We start from the raw sequence: 11678 nt of genomic DNA on the forward strand, positions 1-11678 counted from the left end.
CAGCAAAGGTACGGCCATCCGCCCCGCCCACCAGCGGGGACAGGGGCATGCCCAGACGCCGCTCGAGCTGTTCCTTGACCTCAGGCTGCACGCCTCAAGCCTAACCCAAAACCCCTCACCCGCCCCCGACCTCCCTGCCTGAAACAAGATCCGCGCCAGCATCTCCCCTACAGGCGCTACACTAGGGGCATGACCCGCATCCTGCTGGCCGACGATCACGCGCTGTTCCGCCAAGGTTTGAAAAGCCTGTTGGAGGCCGAACCCGACTTCAAGGTAATGGGCGAGGCCAAGGATGGGCGCGAGGCCCTACGCCATGCCCTCGAGGCCCATCCCGACATAATCCTCATGGACATCCAAATGCCCGGCCTAGACGGGGTACAGGCCACCCAGGAAATCCTCAAGGAATGGCCCCAAGCCAAGGTCATCATGCTCACCATGTACCGCCAAGACGGGTATGTTTTCGAGGCGGTGAAGGCCGGGGCCAGGGGGTATTTGCTCAAAGATGCCGACGCCAAGGAGCTGCTCGAGGCCATTCGGCGGGTGCAGGCCGGAGAAGTGCTCCTAGACGCAGAGATGGCTGAGCAGATCATCCAAGATTTCAAGTCCAAGCAGGGGGATGCCCCCAAGCCCCACGCCGAGCTCTCTGAGCGGGAAGTGCAGATCCTCAAGCTGGTCGCCCAAGGCTACACCAACTCGGAGATTGCCACCGAGCTTTCGCTCTCGGAAAAGACCGTGAGGAATCGCCTATCGGATATCTTCCAAACGCTCCACCTCAACAACCGCACCCAGGCCGCGCTGTACGCACTGCGGGAGGGGTTGGCCGAACAACCCGAAGACGAGTGACCTCGAGCCGGCTCCTGCTCGAGCTCTGGACGGCCAGCGCACTTTTCTCCAGCAATAACCCTGTATCATCGGCGCTGAGATGAGCGAAATCCGAATTCCTGAACTCGGCCCCCTATCCACCCGGCTGCTCGCTGAGATCGGCCAGATTGCGGGGGACGCCGCCCGTGGGGAGTGGGTGCAGAACAAGCTGCGGCAGATGGGCCTCGAGCCCCACAGCGATGAGCTCGGAGATGTCTGGGCGGGGAGCGGTGGGCTCCTGATCATGGCTCACCTGGATACCGTACTGAGCCCAGGCCCCATCCGGCGCGATAAGAACCGCTGGTATGGGCCCTCCATAGGGGACAACTCGGCGGGGGTAGCGGTGTTGATCGCCCTGGCCGCTGAGCTGACCGGTCTGGGCTGCACCGTGGCCTTTAGCGTCGGTGAGGAAGGGCTGGGCAACCTGCGGGGGGCCCGGGCCCTGGTCAAGGCCCTAAAGCCCGCGCAGGTCATCGCGGTGGATGGCTACTTGCCTGGGGTGGTCAGCCGCTCGGTAGGGTCTCATCGGCTGCGGGCCCGGTTTATGGGGGCTGGGGGTCATGCCTGGGGGGACCGCGAGGCGGCCTCGCCGGTTCCCGCCCTGGGGCAAGCCTTGGCCCAGATGTATGCCCTGCCCCGCTCTGCCGATACCAGCCTCAACGTGGGGCGGCTATGGGGCGGGGAGGCCATCAACGCCATCCCTCGCGAGGTGGGGCTCGAGCTGGATCTGCGGGCCCTCGAGCCCGATCAGCTCAATGAGGTGAGCCGGAGCGTCCGGACCCTCCTGATGGAGGCTGCCCGCAAACACAGCGTGCGGCTCGAGCTCGAGGTGTTGGGTGAGCGTCCAGCGGGGATGACCGCGACCCCTGCCATGCTGGAGGCGGCTCGAGCTGCGCTGCTCGAGGTGGGGTTGGAAGCGCAGTTCACCGCCGGTTCCACCGATGCTTCCGCCGGGGTCGAGGCCGGGATCCCGGCCCTCACCCTCAGCGTGTACCGCGGGGGTGGGGCCCACACCCCAGAGGAATGGGTGGAGCCGGCCAGCCTCGAGCTGGGGGCGCGGGCCCTACATGGCCTGGTACGGCGCCTCCAGGGGGGCTAGAACCCGCCCCAGCGCTTTCAAGTCCCCTCCGCCCAACTGTAACGGAGATATAACGCCTCCCTTGCTAGGCTCAGTCCAGAGGTGAGGGAGATGTCACAGGGACACAGTTACCTGCTCCAAATCTGGCGCGACGAAAAGGGGATCTGGGCGGTGCTCAAGCCACAGCAGGGCCAAACCCTGTTGCAGTTCGACAACCTCGAGGCCCTCGCTCAGTTCCTCTCCAGTCAAGGCCCCACCCTGGCCGAGACCGAGGAGGATGAGGAGGCGGTCCCTCCCTACGCCTTGGTCAGCTAGAGCCCCCGTACCCCTCACGGTGTAGGATGTCGGGGTGCGGGTCGGGGTTTTGAACACTTGGTTGGCAGATCGCTATCTGCCGTTTTGGGAGGCGTATCTGCGCCATCTGGAGGTGGAGGTGGTGCGTCCACAGCTCCCCTCCATACCGGTCTCAATCGTAGAACAGGTGATCGCTGAGGCCTCGAGTCTCAAGGTGCAGGGGGTGGATTTCTTGCTGCTGCCGGACATCCAGCTCGGGGTTGAGCCCACCCGGGGCAGCCCCTCCCCCTGGATGGTGAGCCTCGAAGCCAGCCTGCGGCAGGCCATCCCTGGCCTTCCCCCCGCCATCGTGGTGCCCGCAGAGCTCTCCGAGGGGGTAGCGGGGCTGGCCGCCAGTGTAGGGCAGACCCTAACCCGCAACCCCATGACCGCCCGGCGAGCCCTGGAGCGGACCCGCAGCCTCCTCACCTCCGAATACAAAGCCCCGCCTCAACCCTCAACCCACCTTGTAGGGGTGGTGGCCCAGCCCTTCGTGCTCGAGGCTCTGGCCCTAAAGGAGCTGGCCCTGGGCCTGGAGGCGCAAGGCCTGCACCTGTTTCGGGCGGATAAATCGCCCCAGGAGCTGCGCCTCGAGGGGGACAAGCTGCAGTTGGGGTTGGAGCTTCCCACCGATCTCGAGGCCGCTGGAATGCACCGCTACCTGGCTCGGTTGGGCAAGGTTCGGGGGATCCTTTACCTGCACGACGCAGAAGTAGCCCCCCTGCCCAACCCGCTGCGCAAGCTGGTAAGCCGTGGAGGGCCGAACAAGCCGTGGGTTCTGGCGGGCTCGAGCGGCCCCTGGGAGGGGGTTATCGCCAACCTGACCGCCCAGCTCCACGTCTAGCCAAGCCTCTAAAGCTTTGCTAAGCTAGGCTTTCTGTGTTTGGTGGGGCGGCTCCGGGGCCCAACCGAAAGCGCGCTCACCCTAGGCACGAGCCCAGGGGTTTTAGAGTGCAAGAGGAGACTGAACGGTCAGTTTTATACTGCGAGCGAAAGGAGGAGGCTTGAATAAAATGCTGGGGCCGTTGGCAGAACTGTGGCCGTATCTGCGGGCCTATAAACTGCAGTACTTCTGGGGCGCCCTGGCGGGGATCGCCTCGGTAGGGATGGGGGTTTTATCCCCGTTTTTTCTGCGCCACGCGGTGAATGCCATCGAGGCCAAGGGCCACTATCTGCCTTGGGTGCTGGCCCTCTTTCTCTCGGCGGTGGCCGCCGCCCTTTTCTCCTGGGCCAACCGCGAGCTGCTGGTCAAGGCCAGCCGCCTGATCGAGCACGATCTGCGGATGAGCCTGTTTCGCAAAGCGCTCTCCCTGGATGCCTATTTTTATGGGAAGCACCGCATTGGCGACATCATGAACAAGCTCACCACCGATCTGAATGCGGTGCGCGAGATGCTGGGCGGCGGGGTCAACATGGGGAGCCGCCTGGCTATGTTTGTGCTCTTCGCCATCCTCTCGATGTATCTGGTCAACCTCAAGCTGGCCTTGGTGCTTTCGGTGATCTTTCCGCTGATCTTTGTGATCATGCAACACGTGCTGCGCTTGATTGACCTGCGCTACGGGGCCAGCCAGCGCACCTTCGACGCCATCTCCACTAAGGCTCAGGAGAACTTCTCGGGGATCCGGGTGGTTAAGGGGTTTGCCCTCGAGGATCGCGAACTGGCCCAGTTCCAGGCCCTCAACCGCGAGTACATTGCCCGCAGCCTGGCCCTCACCACCATAGACGGTAGCACCCGCTCGCTAATGGGGATTCTGATTGGATTTGCGGTGTTGGTGGTGCTGTGGATGGGGGGAGGCATGGTGGTCCGGGGTGAGCTGAACATCGGGCAGTTTGTCCAGTTCAACGCCTATGTCACCATGCTAGCCTGGCCGATCATCGGGCTGGGCTATACCCTCACCGTCTTCCAGCGCGGGGCGACCAGCCACGCCCGGCTGAAGGAATTCTGGGACCAAATCCCCCAGATTCAAGATGCACCCGGCGCCACGGTGCTCAGCCCCGCCGAGCTTGGCGGAGAGGTGCGCTTTGAGGGGGTGAGCCTCGAGCTCGGTGGGCGCCAGGTTTTGCAAGACATCTCCCTAACCATCCCCGAGGGCACCACCCTGGGCATCACCGGGCATACCGGGTCCGGCAAGACCCTGCTAGTAAGCCTCATCCCGCGCCTCTTTGACCCCACCCAGGGAAGGGTCTACCTGGGCGGCCACGACGTGCGGACCCTCTCGCTGGCCTCCCTGCGGGGAGCGGTGGGGGTGATCCCCCAGGAGCCTTTTCTCTTCTCTGAGACCATCGCCGAAAACATCGCTTTCGGGCTCCCGCCTCTCCCCGATGGCTCGGTGGATCGGGCTCGAGTGGAGTGGGCCGCCCGCCTGGCTGGAATCTACGAGGATATCCAGGGCTTCCCCCAAGGGTTCGACACCAACCTGGGCGAGCGGGGCGTAACCCTCTCGGGCGGGCAGCGCCAGCGCACCGCCCTGGCTAGGGCCCTGGCCCTGCGACCCAAGGTGCTCATCCTCGACGAGGCCATGAGCGCTGTGGACACCGAAACCGAAAGTCGGATCCTGGCCGGCCTCAAGAGCATGCTGGGCCAGCAGACCACCCTATTGATCGCCCACCGCACCTCAACCCTGCGCCATGCCGATTGGATCATCGTATTGGCTCACGGCAAAATCGTAGAGGAAGGAACCCACGAGATGCTCCTGGAAGCGGGCGGCATCTATGCCGAGCTAGACCGCATCCAGCGCCTACAGGAGGATGTCGAGGAAACCGAGTCAAGCCTCGAGAGTTGAGGTGCAAAACCCTGAGCCCGTCCACCCAGCCCCTCCAACCCCTTTATGCATGAAGAAGAAGCCTTTAAGAAAACTTTCGACGCGGCCCTAGCCAAGCGCATTCTGGTGTATGTACGGCCTTACTGGAAGCAGATTGCCTTGGCCCTTTTGGCCTTGGTCGTATCCACCTTGACCGCCTCGGCCACCCCACTGTTCTTCAAGTACGCCATTGACAACGCCATTGCGCCCAAGGAGTTTGTTGAAGCCGCAGTCCGCTACCAGGTTCTCCTGGTGGTTGCCGGGCTGTTCTTTTTGGTCCGTCTGGTGGATTTCGCGGCCAACTACACCGAGATCTATCTGATCAACTGGGTGGGGCAGCACGTGCTCTTTGACCTGCGCAGCGAGGTGTTCACCAAGCTGGGACGGCTGCACCTGGGATACTTTGACAAAAACCCGGTGGGTCGCCTCATGACCCGCATCACCTCCGATGTGGACGCCATCAACCAGTTCATCACCGGGGGGCTGGTGGGGCTGATCGCGGATTTCTTCCTGATCCTCGGGTTGGTGAGCTTCATGCTGGTTTTGGACTGGAAGCTGGCCCTGGTGGCCTTTGCCATCACCCCGGTGTTTCTGGGGGTGACCAGTTGGATTCGGAATGGGATGCGGGATTCCTACCGCACCATGCGGCTACGGCTCTCAAGGGTTAACGCCTCGCTGCAGGAAAACCTGGCCGGGGTACAGACCACCCAGCTGTTCAACCGCGAACCCAAAAACGAGGCCCAGTTCAATGCCCTGTCGCTGAACCTCAGAGACGCCTGGGTGCAGATTGTGCGCTGGTATGCCCTGTTCTTTCCCCTGGTGGGGCTCATGGGGGATGTCACGGTGGCTTTGGTGGTGTGGTATGGCGGGGGGCAGATCATTCAAGGGGCCCTGACCCTGGGGTTGTTGGTGGCTTTCACCGACTACGTGCGGCAGCTCTTTCAGCCCCTCCAGGACCTCTCCGACAAGTTCAACATCTTCCAGGCCGCAATGGCCTCGAGCGAGCGCATCTTCAGCTTGCTGGATACCCCCGAAGAAGTGGCAGACAAACCCCAGGCCAGACCGGTGGAGCGCTTCCGCGGCCAGATTGATTTCGAGCAGGTTTGGTTCGCCTACAACAAACGAACCCCAAAGCCAGAGCGCACCGCAGCAGGGCAAGGCTCAGAAACCGCCGCTCACCTCGAGGAAGAGTGGGACTGGATCCTCCGGGGGGTGGATTTTCACATCGCCCCCGGTGAAAAAGTAGCCCTGGTGGGGGCGACTGGAGCGGGCAAAACCAGCGTGATCAGCCTGATCACCCGGTTTTACGATGTGCAAAAAGGCGCGGTGAAAATCGATGGGGTGGATGTGCGGGATTACGCCCAGCGCGACCTGCGCCGAGCCATCGGAGTGGTGCTGCAAGACCCCTTCTTATTCAGCGGAACGGTGGCCTATAACCTGCAGTTGGGGGATGAAACCCTCAGCATGGAGCGGGTGCGGGAGGTCTGTGCTTTCGTAGGGGCTGACGAGTTCATCGAGCGGCTCCCGCAGGGATACCAGACCGTGCTTCACGAACGGGGAGGGGGGCTTTCAACCGGCCAGAAGCAACTGATTGCCCTGGCCCGGGCCATCCTGCACAACCCGGACATCCTGCTGATTCTGGATGAGGCCACCGCCAATGTAGACTCCGAGACCGAGGCTAAAATCCAGCAAGCCCTCTACCGGGTAATGGAAGGCCGCACCAGCATTGTCATTGCCCACCGGCTTTCCACCATCCGCTTCGTGGATCGCATTTTGGTCTTCCGCAAGGGCAAGCTGATCGAGGAAGGCAGCCACGAGGCCCTGCTCGCCCACGGCGGCTACTATGCCAAGCTCTATGAGCTGCAGTACGCCGAAGGGGCTTGACGCGCATTCGGCGAGGGTGGGCAAAACCGGTATAGTAGCCTGATGCGGTTGTACTATCAGCGCCCCTACGACAGCGAATTCTCCGCAAGGGTGCAGCGCGCCTGGAGCGAGGGCCGCACGCACTATGCGGTACTGGACCAAACCCTCTTCTACCCCACCGCCGGAGGACAAATCCACGATACCGGCACCCTCAACGGCATTCGCGTGCTGGAGGTACGGGAGGAGGACAAGGCCACCGGCCAGATTCTCCATGTGCTGGAAAGCCCCATCGCGGAGTACACCGAGGTTCAGGGCAAGCTCGATTGGGAGCGCCGGTATCGCCACATGCAGCGCCATACCGCTGAACACACCTTAGCCCAGGCCTTTTGGCGGGCCGCGGGCTGGGAAACCCTGGCGGTAAACATGAGCAACCCGGTCTGCACCATTGATTTCTCCGGCCAACCCGATGAGGCGGTGGTTCGTCAGGGAGAAGCCCTGGCCAACTGGGCCGTGTATGCCAACACCCCCATAAGGACCTACTGGATCAGCGACGCAGCCGTGGAGCAGGAGGGCCTGCGGCGGGCCCCCAAGGTCCGGGGACAGATTCGGGTGGTTGAGATCGAGGGGTGGGATAAGGTGGCCTGCGGCGGGACGCACGTCGCCCGCACGGGGGAGGCCGGCCCCATCAAAGTGGTCAAGTACGAGCGCTATAAGGGGGGCACACGGGTCTACTTTATGGCCGGGTGGGAGGCCCTCGAGACCTTCGTCCTCGAGCACAGCATCCTGTCCCGCCTAGGGGAGCAGTTCAGTTCTGCCCCGCTCGAGGTGGAGCGCCCTATCGCCAATCTGCGCAGCGATTGGTACAACCTGCGGGGAGAAAACACCGCCCTCAAGGACGAATTGGCCGAACGGATCATGCGCGAGCTTCTGGCCGAATTCCCTCAGCACACCATCCATGCCCAGGTATCCGAAAATGTGCTGGACGCCGTGGGCAAGCGCCTGGCCGAGTGGCCGGGGGTTCTGGCCTTGCTGGTTGCGCCCAGCGGGGATAAAACCCGCTATGTGCTGCTCAAGCACAGCAGCCGCCCCGAAAACCTACAGGCCTTATGGGAAGAGGTGCTCCAGCCCTTGGGGGCTCGAGGGGGTGGAGCGCTGGTCAAACTGGGGGTACTGCCCGCAGACAGCGCAGAGAAGGCCCTACAGCGCTTTAGGAACGCTGCGAAGGGAGCTTGAATTCCCAGCTCCTTCCCTACCCGGAAGCCCGTCGCTAAGCCATCCCTGCTCAGGGCTTTTGGAACTTGCGGCTCAGCAAACCCGTGGTCGCGCCCAGCAGCACTAGCACTACGCATAACCAAGCCCCTTTCAAAGCTCGGCCCAGCCCAGCCGGGCTGAGACCGCGTCGGCCGCTTGTTTGACCCTCCGACCCAAACGCTCCACCCGCTCGTCGGGCACGCGGCTGGCCGGAGCCGACAACGACATCGAGGCCACCACCTTCCCCCGGCTGTCGCGCACCGGGGTGGCGATACAACGCACCCCGTCCTCGCGCTCCTCGTTGTCCAGGGCGTACCCCTTGGCTTTAGCCTCCGAGAGGGCTTTTAGGAAGGCTGTGGGGGAGGTCAGGGTGTGCGCGGTAAAAGCCTTGAGCGGGCCGCTCCCCAAGATCCGCCGCACCTCCGCCTCGGGATGCTCCATCAGCAGGGCTTTGCCTACGCCGGTGCAGTAGAGCGGCGCCCTGGCCCCGATCCGGGTGAACATGCGGATGAGCTGCCGCCCCTCGACCTGGGCGATGTACACCGCCTCGTTGCCGTCCAAGACCGCCAGGTTCACCGTTTCGTTGAGTTCGTCCACCAGCCGTTCCATCTCCGGCAGGGCTGCGTCTACCAGGCCGCCACGGGTCAGGAAGGCCGAGCCGACCTGATAGGCCCTCAGGCCCACCTTCCAAAGCCCCTTCCCTTCGTCCCAATCCACAAAGCCCCGCCGGCGCAGGGTTTCCAGCAACCGATATGCGGTGCTCGGTGAAAGCTCGGTCTTCCGCGCGAGTTCCGAGAGCGAGAGCGTCTCAGCTTCCGACAAAGTTTCCAGCAAGTGCAAGCCGCGCTCGAGCGTGCGAACTTCTCCCACCTCGGCACTGCGGCTGCGCCCCGGACGACGCTTGTTCTCCATATCTGCACTCTAGGGGGCAGTCGGTTATTTTTCAATACACGCAAAACATGCCCGCTGTTTGACAAATCGCATCCCCACCCCCTAGGCTCTAGGCATGAGCCATGCCATTCCTGAAGGGGTTCAGATTCTAGGGCCAGAGCTGCCTGCCTCGAGCGCCATCTTAAGCCCGGAAGCCCTGGCTTTTGTGGCCGGGCTACAGCGGGAGTTTGGGGCGGTACGCAGAGGATTGCTGGAGCGGCGCGGTGAGATGGCTGCCCGGATTGCGGCTGGGGAAACGCCGCGTTTCCTGGAGCACACCCGGTTCATCCGCGAGGGTGACTGGAGCGTGGCCCCCGCACCTCCCGACCTCAACGACCGCCGCACCGAGATCACCGGGCCGGTAGAGCGCAAGATGATGATCAACGCCCTCAATTCAGGGGCCAAAGTGTTCATGGCCGACCTCGAGGACGCCCTCTCCCCTACCTGGGAGAACGTGGTGCAGGGCCAGCAAAACCTCAAGGATGCGGTGCGCAAAACCATCCGCCTCACCACCCCGGAAGGGAAGGAATACACCCTGAACGAGCAGACCGCTACCTTGGTGGTACGGCCCAGGGGATGGCATCTGCTCGAGCGCCACGTATGGGTAGATGGCCAGCCGGTCTCGGCCTCCTTGTTTGATTTTGGACTGTACTTCTTTCACAACGCCCAGGAGCTGTTGCAGCGGGGCAGCGGCCCCTATTTCTACCTCCCCAAGCTGGAAAATCATCTGGAAGCCCGCCTTTGGAACGAGGTGTTTAACTTTGCCCAGGACTCCCTGGGCCTCCCCCGGGGTACGGTGCGGGCCACCGTCTTGATCGAAACGGTGCTGGCCGCCTTTGAGATGGAGGAAATCCTCTATGCGCTAAAGGAGCATGCGGCGGGGCTCAATGCCGGGCGCTGGGACTACATCTTCTCCTGCATCAAAAAGTTCGCTACCCAGGATGTGATCTTCCCCGATCGCGCTCAGGTTACGATGACCGTGCCCTTTATGCGGGCCTATACCGAACTCCTGGTGCGCACCTGCCACAAACGGGGGGCCCACGCCATCGGGGGGATGGCCGCCTTCATCCCCTCCAGGCGCGACCCCGAGGTCAACGAGCGGGCCTTAAAAGCTGTGCGGGCCGACAAAGAGCGTGAATCCGGCGATGGCTTCGATGGCACTTGGGTAGCCCACCCCGATCTGGTCCCGGTGGCCCTCGAGGTGTTCAACCAGGTTCTGGGTGAGGCCCCCAACCAAAAACACCGCCTGCGCGAGGAAGTCCGGGTGCAGCCCGAGCAGCTCCTCGATTTCCGCATTCCTGGGGGCAAGGTTACCGAGGCTGGGGTGCGCAACAACATCAGTGTGGGGCTACAGTACACCGCCGCTTGGCTGGGCGGCTCCGGGGCAGTGGCCATCTTCAACTTGATGGAAGACGCCGCCACCGCCGAGATCTCCCGTTCACAGCTATGGCAGTGGATCCATAAAGGGGCGGTGCTCGAGGATGGGCGCCCTCTGACCCCCGAGCTGTACCGGCAGCTTAAGGCCGAGGAAACCGCCAAGCTGGGCGGGCTGCCACGGTTGCAAGAGGCTGCGGACCTGCTGGACTCGCTGGTGCTCCAGCCGCAGTTCGAGGAGTTTTTGACCCTGCCCGCCTATACCCATCTGGGCTGAGGGAAGTAGAGGTCATCCCGCTCGAGCCTTTTCTGTGGCCGAACTGCTCAGCTTTCCAGGGTTGAGCAACCGATCGGGGTCATACTTGGCCCTCGCGGCCAGCACCGCCTGGCCTCCCCAGCGCGGGTCGGCGTCAAGATAGTAGGTGTGGGGGTCGGCAACCTGAATGCCCAAGGCTTCGCGCTGGGCAATGGCTGCGTAAATCCCCTCCTGGGTTTGGTCTTGGATCAGGTCGAGGGCGACCAGTTGAATCTCTCCGCTGCGGGCGATGTACTCGTGGTGAAACGCCACCCGCCCACGGTGAAACTCCCGCAGCGCGGCCATCTGCTCGAGGGCCGCCTCAGGCTCAGGGGCAAAGGTGGACTGCAGATAGGTCCAGCCGGGATCGGCTTTCATGGCCCAGAGCGTGGTGTGGTTCCAGGTGAAATCGGTGAGGCAGAACTTGCCTTTGTGGTAGCGCTCGGCGGGGGCACTGTAGGTCAGCACCCCCCCATACCCCCTGGCCTTTTCGGCCACCCCGGCAGTGTGTCCGTCGGCCAGCTCCAGCAGCAGCGCGGCCCAGCCCGCCCGGATCCCACCCTGCTCCACCAGCGGCTTGAAAAAGCTGGGGATGGGCCACTCGTGCAGCGAGATCAGGCGCTTGGGCTCCACAGCATCGAGCGCCAGGGCATGGGCAAAGCGCAGGGCGCTGGCATAATCGGGGAAGCTTAGTAGCGCCTCTTCCCAGGGCAGGGCCGGGGCCAGGTTGACCTCGAGCTCGGTCATGATCCCGCTGGTTCCGTAGGCGTGGATGAAACCAAAAATCTCGGGGCCCTCGATCCGGTGCACTCGAGCCTCGGGGGTCATCTCCATCACCCTAAGGCTCTTCAAGAAACCGTCCCACAGCACCCCATGCCGAATGGAACCCACC

General features: G+C 63.2%; 10 protein-coding genes. 8 read left to right on the forward strand and 2 right to left on the reverse strand.

What is annotated here, in order from left to right; all coding sequences use genetic code 11:
- Nucleotides 1–189 precede the first annotated feature (189 nt).
- From Mgrana_RS15865 to Mgrana_RS15895, 7 genes are all read left to right on the forward strand, one after another.
- Complete coding sequence (locus Mgrana_RS15865; protein ID WP_119358559.1) at nt 190–843, forward strand: response regulator transcription factor; 654 nt, start codon at nt 190–192, stop codon at nt 841–843.
- Nucleotides 844–922: 79 nt separating this feature from the next.
- A complete protein-coding gene (locus tag Mgrana_RS15870) occupies nt 923–1960 on the forward strand; it encodes a M20/M25/M40 family metallo-hydrolase (RefSeq protein WP_119358560.1) in 1038 nt (345 codons plus the stop codon).
- 90 nt (nt 1961–2050) lie between these two features.
- Nucleotides 2051–2254 (forward strand): hypothetical protein, encoded by a 204-nt coding sequence (locus Mgrana_RS15875; protein ID WP_119358561.1) that lies wholly within the window; start codon nt 2051–2053, stop codon nt 2252–2254.
- 49 nt (nt 2255–2303) lie between these two features.
- Nucleotides 2304–3116: a hypothetical protein gene (locus Mgrana_RS15880; RefSeq protein ID WP_240631406.1), complete on the forward strand. Its 813-nt coding sequence runs from the start codon at nt 2304–2306 to the stop codon at nt 3114–3116.
- Between the two features lie 169 nt (nt 3117–3285).
- Nucleotides 3286–5055: an ABC transporter ATP-binding protein gene (locus Mgrana_RS15885; protein WP_119358563.1), complete on the forward strand. Its 1770-nt coding sequence runs from the start codon at nt 3286–3288 to the stop codon at nt 5053–5055.
- Between the two features lie 45 nt (nt 5056–5100).
- Entirely contained in the window at nt 5101–6957 is a 1857-nt protein-coding gene (locus Mgrana_RS15890; RefSeq protein WP_119358564.1) for an ABC transporter ATP-binding protein, read from the forward strand.
- Nucleotides 6958–6999: 42 nt separating this feature from the next.
- The gene (locus tag Mgrana_RS15895; protein WP_119358565.1) at nt 7000–8169 is read left to right on the forward strand and encodes an alanyl-tRNA editing protein; all 1170 of its coding nucleotides are present in this window, start codon (nt 7000–7002) and stop codon (nt 8167–8169) included.
- 129 nt (nt 8170–8298) lie between these two features.
- On the opposite strand, the gene Mgrana_RS15900 is transcribed toward Mgrana_RS15895, so the two are convergent.
- Nucleotides 8299–9099, reverse strand: a complete 801-nt coding sequence (locus Mgrana_RS15900; protein WP_119358566.1) for an IclR family transcriptional regulator — start codon at nt 9097–9099, stop codon at nt 8299–8301.
- Nucleotides 9100–9193: 94 nt separating this feature from the next.
- Here Mgrana_RS15900 and aceB point away from each other — a divergent pair, with 94 nt between their 5' ends.
- Complete coding sequence (gene aceB, locus Mgrana_RS15905; protein WP_119358567.1) at nt 9194–10768, forward strand: malate synthase A; 1575 nt, start codon at nt 9194–9196, stop codon at nt 10766–10768.
- A 12-nt stretch (nt 10769–10780) separates the two neighbouring features.
- Here the strand turns inward: aceB and Mgrana_RS16910 are convergent.
- Nucleotides 10781–11678: FAD-binding oxidoreductase (locus tag Mgrana_RS16910; RefSeq protein WP_170146505.1), on the reverse strand; the 898-nt coding region annotated here is incomplete at its 5' end.

Source organism: Meiothermus granaticius NBRC 107808 (assembly GCF_003574355.1).
Taxonomy (GTDB): Bacteria; Deinococcota; Deinococci; order Deinococcales; family Thermaceae; genus Meiothermus; species Meiothermus granaticius.